16 protein-coding genes are annotated in these 17026 nt (G+C 69.7%); 10 read left to right on the top strand and 6 right to left on the bottom strand.

Annotated features, from left to right (window positions below):
* Positions 1-37 precede the first annotated feature (37 nt).
* Complete coding sequence (locus ABZ796_RS13800) at positions 38-1405, top strand: NAD(P)/FAD-dependent oxidoreductase (RefSeq protein WP_357337527.1); 1368 nt, start codon at positions 38-40, stop codon at positions 1403-1405.
* A 60-nt stretch (positions 1406-1465) separates the two neighbouring features.
* Here ABZ796_RS13800 and lpdA read toward each other — a convergent pair whose 3' ends face one another.
* Entirely contained in the window at positions 1466-2872 is a 1407-nt protein-coding gene (gene lpdA / locus ABZ796_RS13795) for a dihydrolipoyl dehydrogenase (protein ID WP_357337525.1), read from the bottom strand.
* Positions 2873-2944: 72 nt separating this feature from the next.
* On the opposite strand from lpdA, the gene ABZ796_RS13790 reads away from it, so the two are divergent.
* The 3 genes from ABZ796_RS13790 (at position 2945) to ABZ796_RS13780 (ending at position 6130) form a co-directional block, all read left to right on the top strand.
* A complete protein-coding gene (locus tag ABZ796_RS13790) occupies positions 2945-3397 on the top strand; it encodes a gamma-glutamylcyclotransferase family protein (RefSeq protein WP_357337524.1) in 453 nt (150 codons plus the stop codon).
* A 20-nt stretch (positions 3398-3417) separates the two neighbouring features.
* On the top strand, positions 3418-4215 hold the full coding sequence (locus ABZ796_RS13785) for a purine-nucleoside phosphorylase (RefSeq protein WP_357337523.1): 798 nt from the start codon (positions 3418-3420) through the stop codon (positions 4213-4215).
* A 265-nt stretch (positions 4216-4480) separates the two neighbouring features.
* On the top strand, positions 4481-6130 hold the full coding sequence (locus ABZ796_RS13780) for a phospho-sugar mutase (protein ID WP_357337522.1): 1650 nt from the start codon (positions 4481-4483) through the stop codon (positions 6128-6130).
* A gap of 172 nt (positions 6131-6302) precedes the next feature.
* On the opposite strand, the gene ABZ796_RS13775 is transcribed toward ABZ796_RS13780, so the two are convergent.
* Positions 6303-6872, bottom strand: coding sequence for a hypothetical protein (locus tag ABZ796_RS13775; RefSeq protein WP_357337521.1), 570 nt, complete (start codon positions 6870-6872; stop codon positions 6303-6305).
* A 32-nt stretch (positions 6873-6904) separates the two neighbouring features.
* On the opposite strand from ABZ796_RS13775, the gene deoC reads away from it, so the two are divergent.
* Both deoC and ABZ796_RS13765 read left to right on the top strand, forming a co-directional pair.
* A complete protein-coding gene (gene deoC / locus ABZ796_RS13770) occupies positions 6905-7573 on the top strand; it encodes a deoxyribose-phosphate aldolase (RefSeq protein ID WP_357337520.1) in 669 nt (222 codons plus the stop codon).
* A gap of 47 nt (positions 7574-7620) precedes the next feature.
* On the top strand, positions 7621-8232 hold the full coding sequence (locus tag ABZ796_RS13765) for an ATP-binding protein (RefSeq protein ID WP_357337519.1): 612 nt from the start codon (positions 7621-7623) through the stop codon (positions 8230-8232).
* On the opposite strand, the gene ABZ796_RS13760 is transcribed toward ABZ796_RS13765, so the two are convergent.
* Positions 8207-9286, bottom strand: a complete 1080-nt coding sequence (locus ABZ796_RS13760; protein WP_357337518.1) for an adenosine deaminase — start codon at positions 9284-9286, stop codon at positions 8207-8209. The genes ABZ796_RS13765 and ABZ796_RS13760 overlap by 26 nt on opposite strands.
* A 35-nt stretch (positions 9287-9321) precedes the next feature.
* On the opposite strand from ABZ796_RS13760, the gene ABZ796_RS13755 reads away from it, so the two are divergent.
* On the top strand, positions 9322-9777 hold the full coding sequence (locus ABZ796_RS13755) for a MaoC family dehydratase (protein ID WP_357337516.1): 456 nt from the start codon (positions 9322-9324) through the stop codon (positions 9775-9777).
* A gap of 6 nt (positions 9778-9783) precedes the next feature.
* Here the strand turns inward: ABZ796_RS13755 and ABZ796_RS13750 are convergent, their stop codons facing one another.
* The 3 genes from ABZ796_RS13750 to ABZ796_RS13740 form a co-directional block, all read right to left on the bottom strand.
* Positions 9784-10827: a S66 peptidase family protein gene (locus ABZ796_RS13750; protein ID WP_357337514.1), complete on the bottom strand. Its 1044-nt coding sequence runs from the start codon at positions 10825-10827 to the stop codon at positions 9784-9786.
* 320 nt (positions 10828-11147) lie between these two features.
* Positions 11148-12431 carry a thymidine phosphorylase gene (locus tag ABZ796_RS13745; RefSeq protein WP_357337512.1) on the bottom strand — a complete coding sequence of 428 codons (1284 nt, stop codon included), beginning with the start codon at positions 12429-12431 and terminating at the stop codon, positions 11148-11150.
* 50 nt (positions 12432-12481) lie between these two features.
* Positions 12482-12895, bottom strand: a complete 414-nt coding sequence (locus ABZ796_RS13740) for a cytidine deaminase (RefSeq protein WP_357337511.1) — start codon at positions 12893-12895, stop codon at positions 12482-12484.
* A gap of 179 nt (positions 12896-13074) precedes the next feature.
* Here ABZ796_RS13740 and ABZ796_RS13735 point away from each other — a divergent pair, with 179 nt between their 5' ends.
* The 3 genes from ABZ796_RS13735 to ABZ796_RS13725 all read left to right on the top strand — a co-directional run bounded on the left by ABZ796_RS13735 (position 13075) and on the right by ABZ796_RS13725 (position 17026).
* The gene (locus tag ABZ796_RS13735; RefSeq protein ID WP_357337510.1) at positions 13075-14163 is read left to right on the top strand and encodes a BMP family ABC transporter substrate-binding protein; all 1089 of its coding nucleotides are present in this window, start codon (positions 13075-13077) and stop codon (positions 14161-14163) included.
* Positions 14164-14258: 95 nt separating this feature from the next.
* Positions 14259-15773 (top strand): ABC transporter ATP-binding protein, encoded by a 1515-nt coding sequence (locus ABZ796_RS13730; protein WP_357337509.1) that lies wholly within the window; start codon positions 14259-14261, stop codon positions 15771-15773.
* Positions 15770-17026: an ABC transporter permease gene (locus tag ABZ796_RS13725; protein ID WP_357337508.1), complete on the top strand. Its 1257-nt coding sequence runs from the start codon at positions 15770-15772 to the stop codon at positions 17024-17026. The genes ABZ796_RS13730 and ABZ796_RS13725 overlap by 4 nt, the downstream gene beginning before the upstream one ends.

Below are 17026 nucleotides of genomic sequence, written 5' to 3'. Positions count from 1 at the left end.
CCGCCGCCGGCCGCGATGATGCCGCGCAGGACCCGCCGTGCGCATCGCCGAGAAGTTCGACCTCTACGAGAATGCGCTCTTCTCGACCGCGGTGACCTCGCTGACCTGGGACGACGCCGATCAGCGCTGGCGGGTGACCACCGACCGCGGCGACGAGTTCCGGGCGACGTACGTCATCACCGCGACCGGCACCCTGACCGAGCCGAAGCTGCCCGGCATCCCCGGGATCGAGTCGTTCACGGGCCACACCTTCCACACCTCGCGCTGGGATTACGGCTACACCGGCGGCACCGCCGAGGGCGGCATGACCGGCCTCGCGGGCAGGAAGGTCGGCATCGTCGGCACCGGCGCCACCGGCATCCAGGCAGTGCCGATGCTCGCGGAGGACGCCGAACACCTCTACGTCTTCCAGCGCACCCCCTCCACCGTCGGCGTACGCGGCCAGCGTCCGATCACCGCTGCCGACCTCGGCGCGGACCGCCCCGGCTGGGCTGCCGAGCGCCGCGAGAACTTCCTGCGGTTCGTCTCCGGCGAGGCGGTCGCGGGCATCGACGAGGACCTCGTCGACGACGCCTGGACCGAGTCGGCGGCGCTGCTCGAGAAGCTGCTGCCGAGCTTCCGGCGTGACCACGATCCTGACTTCGAGGCGGCGTACGAGGCCCTCGACCACGCCACCATGGAGCGGATCCGGGCGCGGGTCACCGAGATCGTGGAGGATCCAGAGACCGCGGCGGCGCTCCAGCCCTGGTACCGCTACGCCTGCAAGCGTCCGACCTTCTCCGACCGCTACCTGCCCGCGTTCAACCGCGAGAACGTCACCCTCGTCGACACCGCCGACTCCCACGGCATCGAGCGGATGACCGAGCGCGGCGTGGTCGTGGACGGCGTCGAGTACGAGGTCGACGCGCTGGTCTTCGCGACCGGCTTCTCCGTCAGCGTCTCCGGGATCACCTCGGGCCGGCTGCCGGTGATCGGTCGCGGCGGGGTCCCGCTCCTGCGGGCCTGGGCGCACGAGGGCCCGCGGTCGCTGCACGGCTTCGCGTCCAGCGGCTTCCCCAACCTGCTCAAGATGGGCTCGCTGCACAACGCCAGCAGGGTGAACTTCAGCCACATCCTCGACGAGCAGGCCGTCCACGCCGCGGCTCTCGTCGCCGCCGCAGAGTCCCGCGGCGCCATCATCGAACCGTCCCGAGAGGCCGAGGACGCCTGGGCGCACCGCCTCACCAAGGGCGCCCCGAGGCACGCCTGGTTCCACGCCGAGTGCACCCCGGGCTACTACAACGCCGAGGGCAAGGGCCGCCCCGACGCCCCCACCGGCTACCCCGGCTCCGCCGTCGCCTTCCACGACGAGCTCCGCGCCTGGCGCGAGACCTCCATCGACGAGGTGCTCAGCGCCCGCAGGTGATGCCTGGACGCGACGAGGCCCGGACCCGCGGTCGCGCGGATCCGGGCCTCGTACGTCGGATCAGAGGTTGATCATGTGACCCGCGATGCCGTGGATGGCCTCCTTGACAGCCTCCGAGAGGGTCGGGTGCGCGAAGATGTTGCGCCCGATCTCGTCGGCGGTGAGGTCCCACTGCTGCGCGAGGGTCAGCGCCGGGAGCTGCTCGGTGACGTCCGGGCCGATCAGGTGGGCGCCGAGGAGCTCGTTGTGCTCGGCGTCGGCGACGATCTTCACGAAGCCGACCGCGTCGCCGAGGCCCTGGGCCTTGCCGTTGGCCGAGAAGGGGAAGGACGCGGTCTTGACGTCGTAGCCCTTCTCCTTGGCCTGCGCCTCGGTGTAGCCGAAGGAGCCGATCTGCGGCTGGCAGTAGGTCGCCCGCGGGACCATGTCGAAGTTGATCTCCATGGTCTCGGCGCCGGCGATCGTCTCGGCGGCGACGATGCCCATGGCCTCGGCCACGTGGGCGAGCATGAACTTCCCGGTGCAGTCGCCGATGGCGTACACGTTCTCGACGTTGGTGCGGCCGCGGCCGTCGATCGCGATGGCCTTGCGGTCGGTGAGCTCGATGCCGACGTTCTCCAGGCCGTAGCCCTCCACGCGCGGCGCGAACCCGAAGGCGGCCAGGAACTTGTCGGCCTCGATGACGGTCTCCTCGCCGCCGGCGGCCGGCGCGACGGTCACCTTCACGCCCGAGCCGGTGTCCTCGACGCCCTTGACGGCGGTAGAGGTGAGGACCTTGACGCCCAGCTTCTTGTAGTGCTTGGCCAGCTCCTTGGACACGTCGGCGTCCTCGGTCGGCACCATCCGGTCGAGGAACTCGACGATGGTGACGTCGACACCGAAGTTCTTCAGGACGTACGCGAACTCCACACCGATCGCGCCGGAGCCGCCGATCACGATGGACTTCGGCAGCTCGGCGTCGAGGATCTGCTCCTCGTAGGTGACGATGTTCTGGCCGTTCGGCACCACGCCCGGGACGCTGCGGACCGTGGCACCGGTCGCGATGATCAGGTTGTCGAAGGTGTAGTCCGTCGACGCGCCGTCGTGCGACTTCACCGAGATGGCCTTCGGGCCGGTCAGGGTGCCCCAGCCGTCGATCTCGGTGATCTTGTTCTTCTTCATCAGGAAGTGGACGCCCTTGACGATCCCGGCGCTCACCTGGCGGGAGCGCGCGTGGGTCGTGGAGAACTCGAGGTGGGCGTCACCGACGATCCCGAACTTCTGCTTCTCCTTCGGGTCGTTGAGGGTGTGGGCCAGCTCCGCGTTCTTCAGCAGCGCCTTGGACGGGATGCACCCGACGTTGAGGCAGACACCGCCCCAGTACTTGTCTTCGACGACGGCGACGGACTTGCCGAGCTGAGCGGCACGGATGGCGGCGACGTAGCCACCGGGGCCAGCGCCGAGGACGAGAACATCAAAGTGGGTCACGCATCCAAGGGTAGACCGCCAATACCAGATAGATCCCAAGCGGGTGAGGACTGGGCGGTAACCTCGTGACCCGTGACTCTCTACGCGGCCTATGGCGTCAATCTCGACCCGGCGCTGATGAGTGAGCGGTGTCCGCATTCGCCGTTGCGTACGACCGGATGGCTGGGCGGATGGCGACTCACCTTCGGGGGCGAGGACAACGTGCTCGGCGACGGACCGACGACCACGATCGTCCCGGACCCCTTCGAGCAGGTCTTCGTCGCGGTCTACGACGTCGTGGACCAGGACATGGAAGCCCTGGAGAAGTGGGAACTGGCCGACATCGGCCTCTACTTCAAGACCAAGGTGCGGATCTCCGCGCTCGACGGCGAACTGCTCTGCGAGACCTATGTCCTCGACACGTACGAGGGTGGCATCCCGGACGCCCGCCACCTGGGCGCGCTGGCCGATGCCGCAGAGGCGGCCGGGGCGCCGGACGACTACGTGCACTCCCTGCGTACGCGGCCGTGCCGGTCCAACGACTGAGCCGGGTCTAAACTCGGCGAGTGACCACGCCTTACGAACTCGCCAAGGAAGCCGCTGCCGCGCTCGCGGAGAAGACCGGCGTCGAGAAGCACGACATCGCGCTGGTGCTGGGCTCGGGCTGGCTGCCCGCCGCCGACGCGCTCGGCGAGGACCACACGGAGATCGACACCACCGACCTACCCGGCTTCAGCGCCGCCGCGGTGGCCGGTCACAGCGGCAAGATCCGCTCGATCCGGTCGGCGAGCGGCCGCAACCTGCTGGTCTTCCTGAGCCGCACGCACTACTACGAGGGCAAGGGCGTCGACGCGGTCGTGCACCCGGTGCGCACCGCCGCGGCCGCGGGCTGCTCGACGATGGTGCTCACCAACGGCTGCGGCGGGCTCAACCCGTCCTGGTCGCCGGGCACCCCTGTCCTGATCCGCGACCACATCAACCTGACCGCGACGTCTCCGCTGGTCGGCGCCAACTTCGTCGACCTCACCGACCTCTACTCCGCGCGCCTGCGCGAGCTGGCGAAGCAGGTCGACCCCTCGTTGGACGAGGGCGTGTACGTCCAGTTCCCCGGCCCGCACTACGAGACCCCGGCCGAGGTGAAGATGGCCGGCATCATCGGCGGTGACCTGGTCGGCATGTCTACCACCCTCGAGGCGATCGCGGCCCGTGAGGCCAAGATGGAGATCCTCGGGATCTCGCTGGTCACCAACCTGGCCGCCGGCATCTCCGACCAGCCGCTCGACCACGCCGAGGTCCTCGAGGCCGGCCGCAGCGCTGCCACCCGGATGGGTGCGCTTCTCGGCGATCTGTTGCCCAGGATCTGAGTCACTCGGGGTCTGGTGCTTGGCGAGACTCCCTCCTTGTCGCGGACCGCTCTTCGGGGTTGGGCTGGGCCGCCCCAGTGTGGCCGCGGCACCATCACTCCTCGGCAGGAGCCGTTGCGCGGGGCGAACGAAAATTCGTTCACCCTCAGACCCCAAGCCCTGCCGCCGATGACACCCTCCAAAGCAAGGGTCGGCGGCAGACACCAACCACAAAACGACAGAAGCCCCTCCATCTTCCGCCACCTGATGACCTAGGGTCGGATCCATGGTCCCCACAGATCAATCCGCGCTCGTCGTACAGGCCCGGGAATGGCTTGCCGACGACCCGGATGCACAGACCCGAGCGGAGCTCGAGAGCCTCCTGACCTCCACCGCCCCGGGGGCCACGGCCGAGCTGGCCGACAGGTTCTCGGGCATGCTGCAGTTCGGCACCGCCGGGCTGCGGGGCGCGCTCGGCGCCGGACCCAACCGGATGAACCGGGTGGTCGTGATCAAGGCCGCCGCGGGACTGGCCCGCTACCTGCTCGCCACCGGCGCGCAGGGGCCGGTGGTGATCGGCTACGACGCCCGGCACAACTCCGACGTCTTCGCCCAGGACACCGCCGAGGTGATGACCGGAGCCGGCCTGCACGCGCTCGTGATGCCGCGCTCGCTGCCGACGCCGGTGCTGGCGTACGCCGTCAAGGCACTCGGCGCGAGCGCCGGGGTGATGGTGACGGCCAGCCACAACCCGCCGCAGGACAACGGCTACAAGGTCTACCTCGGGGACGGGTCGCAGATCGTGCCGCCGGCCGACGTCGAGATCGCGAAGCGGATCGCGGCGGTCGACAAGGTGAGCTCGGTCCCGCAGGGCCCGGCCGGCCAGACGATCAGCGAGGACCTGGTCGACAGCTACCTCGACACGGTCGTCGGACTCCTCGACGAAGGCGGCCCCCGCGACCTCCGGACGGTCTACACGCCGCTGCACGGTGTCGGCGGCGACCTGGTGCAGCTGGCGATGAGGTTCGCCGGCTTTCCCGAGCCGCTCGTGGTCAAGGAGCAGGAGCGGCCCGACCCCGACTTCCCGACCGTCGCCTTCCCCAACCCCGAGGAGCCCGGGGCGATGGACCGGGCGATGGCCCTCGCGAGCAAGAAGGGCGCCGACCTGGTCATCGCCAACGACCCCGACGCCGACCGCTGCGCCGCCGCCATCCCCGTCGGCAAGAAGTGGCGGATGCTGACCGGTGACGAGGTCGGTGCGCTGCTCGCGACCCACCTGATCCGCAAGGGTGTGACCGGGACGTACGCCGCCTCGATCGTCTCCTCCTCGCTGCTCGGCAAGATCGCCGCGGCCGCCGGGCAGGCCTATGCCGAGACGCTCACCGGCTTCAAGTGGATCTCGCGCGCGCCCGGGCTCGCCTTCGGCTACGAGGAGGCGCTGGGCTACTGCGTCGACCCCGAGCACGTACGCGACAAGGACGGCATCTCCGCGCTGCTGCTCCTGTGCGAGCTGGCGGCGTCGCTGAAGGCGGAGGGCCGCGACCTGGCCGACCTGCTCGACGAGCTCGCGGTCGAGCACGGCCTGCACGCCACCGCCCAGCTCTCGATCCGGCTCGAGGACCCGGCCCAGATCGCGGGCGCGATGCAGCGGCTCCGCGACCGGCCGGTGACCGCCCTGGCCGGAGCCGCCGTGCAGCAGCTCGACGACCTGACCACCGGCATCGGCGGGCTGCCGCCGACCGACGGGATCCGCTACCAGCTGGCCGGCGGCTCGCGGGTGATCGTGCGGCCGAGTGGCACCGAGCCCAAGATCAAGTGCTACCTCGAGGTCGTCGAGCCGGTCGACTCACCCGAGGCCCTGGCGCAGGCCCGGACCGACGCCGAGATCGCTCTCGGTGCTCTCAAAGTCGACATCCGCGCCGCCCTCGGCGTCTAGCATCCCCGCTGGTTGAGCTGTCCCGCCCCGCTGGTCGAGCCGTCCCCCCGCTGGTCGAGCCGCGAGCGCCAGCGAGCGTGTCGAGACCAACACGGTCACCTCCGCTCTCGATGGGACCGTGTTGGTCTCGACACGCCTCCGCCTAGCGGCTCCGGCGGCTCGACCAGCGGTGTCAGAGCAGAATCAAGGTCACGAAGACGACGGCCACGACACCGGTGATGGCGATCAGCGGCCAGTCCCAGCTGCGGCGTACGTCCTCGGCGAGCGCGAACTGCTCGTCGGAGTCGCGCTTGATCCGGCGCCGGTCGCGAGCGTCCTGGGCCAGCGCGTTGAGCCGGTCCTCGATGAAGTCGGCGTGGTTGCTCAGCGGCTGGTGGTCGCGCTTGGCGCCCTTGATCGCCTCCCGCATCGGACGCCCGACGGCGCCGCTGACGTAGGTGCGGCCGCCCGCGTAGGCACCGAGGGTGCGGCCGACCGAGACGCTCTCCAGCGCAGCCATCGGGAAACGCACCGTCGAGAAGAGGTGGTGGAGCACGAAGTCACCCTCGCTGACCCCGACCTTGGTGCGGATGAACGCGGCGTACGCCACCAGAGCGAAGAGCACGCCGCCGGCCGTCGTCTCGGGGTGCCAGCCGGTGGCGGCATCGATCACGATGACCGCGACCGCGGCCCCTGCCGCGAGAAGTCCCCACACGGTGCTGCTGGAGTTGCGGAACCACTCCTCGGGCTGATCGTCATTCACGGCGCAAACCTTAGCCCTCGTATGCTGACCACGTGCCTACCCCCGCAGAGATCGCGAAGCTGATCGACCACACCCTCCTCAAGCCCGAGGCGACCCACGCCGACGTCGAGGCACTGATCGCGGAGGCCGCCGAGCTCGGCACCTACTCGGTGTGCATCTCGCCGTCGATGCTCCCGGTCACGGTGCCCGACGACCTGAAGGTCGCTGTCGTGTGCGGCTTCCCGAGCGGCAAGCACCTCTCCTCGGTCAAGGCCGCCGAGGCGGCGGCCGCGGTCGAGGCCGGTGCCGACGAGATCGACATGGTGATCGACATCGGTGCCGCCAAGGAGAAACGCTACGCCGACGTGGAGGCCGACATCGCCGCCGTCCGCGCCGCGGCTCCGGCCCCGACGGTGCTGAAGGTGATCATCGAGTCCGCCGCGCTGGAGGACGACGAGATCGTGGGTGTCTGTCAGGCTGCCGTCCGGGCCGGCGCGGACTTCGTGAAGACATCCACCGGCTTCCACCCGGCCGGTGGCGCGTCGGTCGAGGCGGTCGCGCTCATGCGCAAGACAGTGGGCTCCAACCTGGGCGTCAAGGCGTCCGGCGGTGTCCGCACCCTGGAGCAGGCCGAGGCCATGATCGCCGCCGGCGCAACCCGGCTGGGCGTATCCGGATCGCGGGCCCTGCTCTCCGGCGCGGCGCCCGCGGCGGGCTACTGACGCCGCCGACTGAAAGAAAAGTTTCTTTCACGGGATAATCACCTCCCGTGCATGCTCAGGTCATCGTCCTCGCCGGTCCCTCGGGGGCCGGGAAGTCCCGTCTCGCCGAGCGGCTGGGTCTGCCGGTCCTCCGGCTGGACGACTTCTACAAGGACGGCTCCGACCCCTCGCTCCCTCGGATCACCGAGGGCCCGAACGCGGGTCTGGTCGACTGGGACCACCCCGACTCATGGCACCCTGATGACGCGATGAAGGCGATCACGGCGCTCTGCGAGACGGGCACCGCCGACGTACCTGTCTACGACATCGCCCATGACGGCCGCACCGGCTGGCAGTCGCTGACCCTCGGCGACGAGCCGTTCTTCGTCGCCGAGGGGATCTTCGCCCAGGACATCGTGGCCGAGTGCCGCGACGCGGGGCTGCTGGCCGCCGCCTACTGCGTCACCCACTCACCGACGGTGACCTTCTGGCGCCGGCTCACCCGCGACCTCCGCGAGCGTCGCAAACCACCGTTCGTGCTGGTCAAGCGGGGCCTGGCGCTCATGCGCGTGCAGCCGCAGGTCGTCGCGGACGCGGTCGCCAAGGGCTGCACCGCGGTCTACCCGAAGCACGGCTACATCGCCATCGAACGACTCACAGGGCCGCGTACGCGCCCTTGATCTCGTGGATCAGGTCGACCCGCTCGTCGTAGGGCAGGAACGCGGACTTCATCGCGTTGGTCGTCAGCCGCTGGAGCTCGGGCAGCCCCCAGCCGAAGGCCTCCACGATGCCGGCCATCTCCGCCGACATCGAGGTGCGTGACATCAGCCGGTTGTCGGTGTTGACGGTGACCCGGAACCCGAGGTCGTAGAGCAGCCCGATCGGGTGCTCGGCGATCGACTTCGCCGCCCCGGTCTGCACGTTGGAGCGCGGACAGAGCTCGAGCGGGATCCGCCGGTCCCGGACGTACGCAGCGAGCCGGCCGAGCCGCGGCGCCTCGCCCTCCTCGAGGGTGATGTCGTCGACGATCCGTACGCCGTGACCGAGCCGGTCGCAGCCGCAGGGGTGCACCGCCTCCCAGATCGACGGCAGCCCGAAGCCTTCGCCGGCGTGGATGGTGAAGCGCATGTTGTCCGCGGCCAGCTGCTCGAACGCCGCCAGGAACCGGCTCGGCGGGAAGCCCTTCTCCGGCCCGGCGATGTCGAACCCGGCGACCCCGCGGTCGCGCCAGGCGACTGCGAGCTCGGCGATCTCAGCGGCGCGGGCGGCCTGGCGCATGGCGGTGAGCAGCTGGCGTACGACGATCTTCCTCCCGGTCGTGGCGACCGCCGCCATGCCCTCGTCGAACCCGGCCTGGACGGCTGCGACCACCTCGTCCAGCTCGCGACCGTTGACCAGATGGAGCTCCGGCGCCCAGCGGACCTCGGCATAGACGACGCCGTCCGCGGCCAGGTCCTCGACGCACTCCCGAGCCACCCTGGTCAGCGCCGGCAGCGTCTGCATGACCGCCAGCGTGTGCGCGAAGGTGTCGAGGTAGCGCTCCAGCGACCCCGAGTCCGCGCTGCTCACGAACCACTCCTCCAGCGCGACCGGATCCTCCTGAGTGCCCTCGGGGAGCTCGTGGCCGACCTCGGCGGCGAGCTCGATGAGGGTCGAGGGACGCACGCCACCGTCGAGGTGGTCGTGGAGCAGCACCTTCGGCGCTGCCTTGATCTGCATGTCGGACGGTTCCATGGGCTCATTATTCCGTATGCCGCTAGATTCCGGGGGTGCGCACATTCACCACTCTCGAAGAAGTCTCCGACGCCGCAGGAACCGAGATCGGCACCGGCGAATGGCTCCAGGTCGACCAAGACCGCGTCAACGCCTTCGCGGACGCCACCGGCGATCACCAGTGGATCCACGTCGACGAGGAGCGGGCGAAGGAGGGCCCGTTCGGGGGCACCATCGCCCACGGCTACCTGACGCTGTCGCTGATCCCCTACCTCGGCGTGAGCGTCTACTCGCTGGAGACCCCCGGAGCGAAGCTCAACTACGGCCTCAACAAGGTCCGGTTCCCCACCCCGGTCCTGGTCGGGTCCCGGATCCGTCCGGTCATCACCTTCGGCGAGGTCACCGAGCTTCCGACCGGCCTCCAGCTCGTCGTGAAGACGACGATCGAGATCGAGGGCTCGGCCAAGCCCGCGTGCGTCGCGGAGTCGGTCGTGCTCCTGCTGGAGTCCTGAGCGCGCTCAGGAGTAGTCGGCCCACAGCCGCTGGGTCGTGCCGTCGACGGTCATCTCGCCGCCGTACGGCACGATCCACTGCGGTCGGGTGTGCCCGAACGGCGGACCGACGACGACCACCGCGTCGGGGTTGTAGCGGGCGACGGTCTCGATCGCGGCGTCACGCTGCTCGGCACGCTTGGCGGCACGCTCCTCGGCGCTGGGCTGTCGTTCGAAGTCACTGGTCGGCGGCCGCGCGACGACCACCGCGTCGATCGCCTCGAGCAGCCCGCGCTCGCCCAGCGAGCGCGCGATCCAGGCGAACTCCTGCGCCGGGATGAGCTCCTCGGAGGTCTCCAGGAGGAGTACGCCGCGCTCGAGCACTCCCGGGTCGGCCGGGAAGCGGCCGGCGGTCAGCGCCCACTGGAGGATCTCGATGCAGCCGCCCCAGGTGCGGCCGGTGACCCTGCGGGCAGGACCGGCCCAGGTCCACGGCTCGGTCGTCTCCCGCTCGCCGTACTCGGTCAGCGCGCGCGGGTCGTTCCAGTCGCGGCCCATGTCCTCGGACTCCCCCGGCTCGGTGATCTCAAGGGTCTCGCCGGTGAGGAGCGCGGCCTTGAGCGAGGCCTCGTGGATCGGGTCGAGCCCCGGCCCCGGTCCGAGGTGGACCTGGGTCGAGCCGCCGTGGAACGCGGCGACACCGTTGGTCCACAGCCAGTTGAGCAGGTTGGTGTTGTCGCTGTAGCCGAGGAACGGCTTCGGGTCCTTGCGGACCAGCTCGGCGTCGAGATGCGGGATCACCGTGATCTGGTCCTCGCCCCCGATGGTCGCCAGCACCGCCCGGATCTCCGGGTCGGCGAGCGCGGCGTTCACGTCCGCCGCCCGCTCCTGCGCCGACGCCCCGACCTTCCGGGTCGTCGGGTACTCCACCGGCACCAGCCCGGTCACCTCGGCCAGCCTCACCATCGCCTGCTCGTGGATCGCCGGCGCCACGCCGGGCGCGGCGAACGAGGGTGACAGCACGGCGACCTTGTCGCCCGCGACGGCCTTGGGTGGCTTGACGATCTCCATGCCCGAAGTCTGGCCTCTGGCAGTGGCCCGAAGCGACCGGTTATCCCCCACCCTCCGCCGGTCGAGCCGGTCCCCGCGCCGGTCCCCGCGCCGGTCCCCGCGCCGGTCCCCGCGCCGGTCCCCGCGCCGGTCCCCGCGCCGGTCCCCGCGCCGGTCCCCGCGCCGGTCGAGCCGGATTCGTGAGGAACGAACGAATCCGTGTCGAGACCAACACAGTCCCTGTCGCGCTCGCTGGGACCGTGTTGGTCTCGACACGCTCGGCCGCAGGCGGCCTCGCGGCTCGACCATCGGGACGCGTCCGGCTCGACCAGCGGGACGCGTCAGCCGATGCGGTCGAGGATCAGCGGCGTCGCCTCGTACGCAGCCCCGTCCCCGATCTCGTAGCCACCCTCCAGCGCGGCCAGTGCGCGGTCGAAGCGCTCTGGCGTGTCGGTGTGGAGCGTGAACAGCGGCGCACCGGCAGCGACGGAGTCGCCCGGTCGAGCGTGCCAGGTGACCCCGGCTCCCGCCTGGACGGCGTCCTCCTTCCGCTCGCGGCCGGCACCGAGGCGCCAGGCGGCGAGACCGACGGCCATCGCGTCGAGCCGCGTGAGGACGCCGGACGTCGGCGCGGTGACGACATGGGTCTCACGGGCGACCGGCAGCGGTGCCGACGGATCGCCACCCTGGGCCGAGATCATCGCCCGCCAGGCATCCATGGCCTTGCCGGAGGCGAGCACGTCGGCAGGATCCGGACCGGACACCCCGGCGGCGGCCAGCATCTCCCGGGCCAGCGCGACGGTGAGCTCGACGACGTCGGCAGGACCGCCGCCGGCGAGGACATCGACCGACTCGGCGACCTCGATCGCGTTGCCGGCGGTCAGGCCGAGCGGGGTGGCCATGTCGGTCACCAGCGCGACCGTGTTGACGCCGGCATCGGTGCCGAGGTCGACCATGGTGCGCGCCAGCTCCTGCGCCGACTCCAAAGACTTCATGAACGCCCCGGCGCCGACCTTGACGTCGAGCACCAGCGCTCCGGTGCCCTCGGCGATCTTCTTGGACATGATCGAGGAGGCGATCAGCGGGATCGACTCGACGGTGCCCGTGACGTCGCGCAGCGCGTAGAGCTTGCGGTCGGCCGGGGCCAGTCCTTCACCGGCCGCGCAGATCACCGCGCCGACCGAGCCGAGCTGGGCCAGCATCTCCTCGTTGGACAGCGACGCCCGCCACCCCGGGATCGACTCGAGCTTGTCGAGCGTGCCTCCGGTGTGGCCGAGCCCGCGTCCGGACAGCTGCGGCACGGCCACCCCGCACGCGGCGACCAGCGGCGCCAGCGGCAGCGTGATCTTGTCGCCCACGCCCCCGGTGGAGTGCTTGTCGGCGGTCGGCCGGTCCAGGGAGTCGAACGACATCCGCTCCCCCGACGCGATCATCGCCGCCGTCCACCGCGCGATCTCGCGCCGCGACATCCCGTTGAGCAGGATCGCCATGTTGAGCGCCGACATCTGCTCCTCGGCCACCACCCCCTGGGTGTAGGCCGCGATCGTCCAGTCGATCTGCGAGTCGCTCAGCTCGCCGCCGTCGCGCTTGGCGAGGATCACCTCGACCGCATCATGTTCCGCCATGTGGACAGCGTAAGGCGCGAGCGCCGCAGGTCCCTACCGGACGACGCTCGTCACGCCAGCGCCTCCGGCCCGAAGGCGTCGGGAAGGACCTCGGACATCGGCTTCACGCCCGAGACGGTCATCAGCAGCAGCTCGGCGCCCCCGTTCTCCCAGAGCAGCTGGCGGCAGCGGCCGCACGGCATGATGACCTCGCCGGAGCCGTTGACGCAGACCACATGGGTGAGCCGGCCGCCGCCGGTCATGTGCAGCGAGGAGACCAGGCCGCACTCGGCGCACAGGGTCACCCCATAAGCCGCGTTCTCCACGTTGCACCCCTGGAGCAGGCGCCCGTCGTCGGCGTATCCGGCGACTCCGACGCGGAAGTTGGAGTAGGGCGCGTACGCATGTTTTGCGGCCTCGACGGCCTGCGCACGCAGGCCTTCCCAGTCAAAGCCCTCTGCGGCGTACGTCTGCTTCTCGGTCATGGTTCGACCTTAAAGCCTGTCCGGACAACCGAGCACAAGCTACGAGGCTTAGGCTTCGCCCAGATCAAAAGTTGGTAACCGTTCGCGTAATCCCTGGCAATGCTCGGTCTTTGGGGAGAACGTTCGGACATGAATGTCCTTTGTTCCGCGGTCCGCGGGGCAACGACCTGGAGGCACCAGTGAAGAACAACATCAAGAAGGCGGCCGCCGGCGGCGTCGCCGCGGTCCTGTCCGCTGCCGCCCTCGCCGCGTGCGGCGAGGCGCCGGCCGAGCGCGCCGGGGAAGGCAACAGCGACTACCTTCCCTGCATCGTCTCCGACTCGGGCGGGTTCGACGACAAGTCGTTCAACCAGCTCAGCTTCGAGGGCGTGAAGGACGCCGCTGACGAGCTGGGTTCGAAGTACAAGGACGTCGAGTCCAACAGCGAGAACGACTACGCCGCCAACCTCGAGGGTCTGGTCGGACAGAGCTGCGACACCATCGTGACCGTCGGTTTCGCGCTCTCGGCCGCGACCATCGAGTCCGCCAAGGCCAACCCCGAGACCGAGTACGTCCTGATCGACGACGCGGCCGACGCCGACTTCGACGGCAAGACCGACGCGGAGAACATCAAGCCGATCCTCTACGACACCGCCCAGGCCGCGTTCCTGGCCGGCTACGTCGCCGCCGACTACACCAAGACCGGCGTCGTCGGCACCTATGGCGGCCAGCCGTTCCCGACCGTGACGATCTTCATGGACGGGTTCAAGCAGGGCGTGGAGTACTACGCGAAGACGAAGAAGAAGGACGTCAAGGTCGTCGGCTACGAGGGCGGCGAGAAGGGCTCCTTCACCGGCGAGTTCGTCGCCAACGAGAAGGCCACCAACACCGCCCGCCAGATCATCGACCAGAACGCCGACGTGATCCTGCCGGTCGGCGGCCCGATCTACCAGGGTGCGCTCACCGCGATCGCCGACTCCGGCAAGGAGGTCGCCCTGATCGGTGTCGACGCCGACTTCTACGAGACCGACCCGAACACCCAGGACGTCGTGCTCACGTCCATCCTGAAGAACATGAAGACCTCCACCAAGGACGTCATCCTCGCCGCGGGTGAGGACAAGTTCGACGCGACTCCGTACGTCGGCACGCTCGAGAACGACGGGGTCGGCCTGGCGCCGTTCCACAACTTCGAGTCGAAGGTGTCCGAGACTCTCCCCGACGAGATCGAGGAAGTCACCGCCGGCATCAAGGACGGCTCGATCAAGGTCAACTCCTACCTGGCCGAATGATCTAGCTCTCACGAGCAGTGCGAGGGGGCCGGGAACCCGGCCCCCTCGCGACGTACCTCTGGAATCTCTCCACCCTGCAAGGAATGATCCGTGCCATGAGACTCGCGCTTCGCGACATCACCAAGCGCTTCGGCTCCCTGGTCGCCAACGACCACATCTCCCTGACCGTCGAGCCCGGTGAGATCCACTGCCTCCTCGGTGAGAACGGCGCGGGCAAGTCCACGCTGATGAACGTGCTCTACGGCCTCTACCAGGCCGACGAGGGCGAGATCCTCATCGACGACGAGCCGCAGCGCTTCAAGGGTCCCGGCGATGCGATGGCCGCCGGCATCGGCATGGTGCACCAGCACTTCATGCTCATCCCCGTGTTCACCGTCGCCGAGAACGTCATGCTCGGCCACGAGTCCACCGGGTTCGCCGGCAGGCTCGACCTCGACGCCGCCCGCAAGCGCGTCCGGGAGATCTCCGACCGCTTCGGCTTCCAGGTGGACCCCGACGCGCTCGTCGAGGACCTCCCCGTCGGCGTGCAGCAGCGGGTCGAGATCATCAAGGCGCTCTCGCGTGACGCCGAGGTGCTCGTCTTCGACGAGCCGACCGCCGTGCTGACGCCGCAGGAGACCGATGAGCTGATGACGATCATGCGCCAGCTCAAGGAGTCCGGCACGGGCATCGTGTTCATCACCCACAAGCTTCGCGAGGTGCGCGAGGTGGCCGACCGGATCACGGTCATCCGCCGCGGCGCGGTCGTCGGCGAGGCCTCCCCGGAAGCCTCCAACGCCGAGCTCGCAGCCCTGATGGTCGGACGCCCGGTCGAGCTCAAGGTGCACAAGGACCCGGCGCAGCCGGGCGAGCGCGCGCTCGTCGTCTCCGACCTCACGGTGGTCGACGAGGACGGCTATGTCCACGTCGACTCGATCAGCTTCCACATCGACGCCGGTGAGATCCTCGCCGTCGCCGGCGTCCAGGGCAACGGCCAGACCGAGCTCACCGAGGCGATGGTGGGCCTGGCTCCGCACGTCGAGGGCTCGATCAAGCTCGACGGCCGAGAGATCGTGGGCCGCTCGGTGCGCAAGGCGCTCGAGGCGGGCATCGGGTTCATCCCCGAGGACCGCCAGGTCGAAGGCCTGGTCAGCAACTTCACCATCGCCGAGAACCTCATGCTCAACCGCAGCTTCGACGAGCCCTTCGTCTCCCGCGGCTCGCTGAACCTCAAGAAGCTCGACACCTTCGCCAAGGAGAAGCTGGCCGAGTACGACGTACGCGCCCCCGGGGTCTCGACCCTGGCCGGGCAGCTGTCGGGCGGCAACCAGCAGAAGGTCGTCGTCGCCCGAGAGCTCTCTCGCGACCTGCGACTTCTCGTCGCGGCACAGCCCACGCGCGGCGTGGACGTCGGGTCGATCGAGTTCATCCACCAGCAGATCGTGGCCGCGCGTGACACCGGTGTCCCGGTGCTCGTGGTCTCCACCGAGCTCGACGAGATCGCTGCCCTCGCTGACCGGATCATGGTCCTCTACCGCGGACGGGTCGTGGGCATCGTGCCTGCCGACACCTCCCGCGACGCCCTCGGCCTGATGATGGCCGGCGAGACTCCTGAAGGGATCGAGTCGTGAGTGAGAAGGGGCCGGAGAACCAGCCGGCCGAGAAGACAGAGCCCACCGAGCAGGCGGAGGGCGCGGCCGCCGACGCCGACCGGGTGCCCGAGGCGAGCCGGTGGCACCTGGCGATGCGCGAGATCACCACGGGCAACGCGCTGGTCGCGGCGCTCTCGGTGGTGCTCGCGATGTTCGTCGGGTCGCTGATGATCCTCTTCACCGACGAGGACGTCCGCTACGGGCTCTCCTACTTCTTCGCCCGCCCCTCCGACACGTTCTACTACGGGTGGGAAGCCATCTCGGGGGCGTACGTCTCGCTGTGGCGGGGTGCGGTCTACAACGACCTGGCCGGGACCTTCGCCCAGCAGATCAAGCCGATCACGGAGACGCTGAAGTTCGCCGCGCCGCTGACGCTGGCCGGGCTCGGCATCGGCCTGACCTTCCGCGCCGGGCTCTTCAACATCGGCGGGCGCGGCCAGATGCTGCTCGGTGGGGCCGCGGCCGCGTTCGTGGCGGTCAAGTTCGACCTGCCGATGATCGTGCACCTGCCGCTGGCCATCCTCGTCGGCGCGCTGGCCGCCGCACTGTGGGGCGGGATCGCCGGCCTCCTCAAGGCGCTCACCGGTGCCCATGAGGTGATCGTGACGATCATGCTCAACTACGTCGGCTACTACCTGGTCTTCTACGCCCTGACCCGCAAGTCGCTGCTCCAGGCGCCCGGGTCGGGCAACCCGAAGTCCTCGCCGATGCCGGAGTCGGCGATCCTGCCAGACCTGCTCGGGCCGCAGTTCAACCTGCACGCCGGCTTCCTGCTCGCGGTGCTGGCGACGCTCCTGGTCTGGTGGATCCTCAACCGCTCCTCGCTCGGCTACCGGTTCCGCGCGGTCGGCGAGAATCCCTCGGCCGCGAGGGCTGCCGGCATCAACGTCGGGGCCGCCTACCTCAGCGCCTTCCTGATCTCCGGCGCCCTGGTCGGCCTGGCCGGGGTCAACCAGGTGCTCGGCTCGGTGACCGACGGCGCGACCAGCGGCCTCGACGCCGGGATCGGCTTCGACGCGATCACGGTCGCGCTGCTGGGACGGTCGCGTCCGTTCGGCATCCTGGCCGCAGGCATCCTGTTCGGCGCGTTCAAGTCCGGCGGCTTCTTCATGCAGGCCTCCGAAGGCATCCCGGTCGACATCGTCTTGGTGATCCAGTCCCTGATCGTGCTGTTCCTCGCCGCGCCGCCCCTGGTGAAGGCGATCTTCCGACTCCCCACGAAGGAGGCCTGA

Source organism: Nocardioides sp. NPDC047086, assembly GCF_040643685.1.
Taxonomy (GTDB): Bacteria; Actinomycetota; Actinomycetes; order Propionibacteriales; family Nocardioidaceae; genus Nocardioides.
The sequence above is the reverse complement of the archived record's forward strand: the minus strand, read 5'-3'. Positions and strand labels throughout refer to the sequence as shown.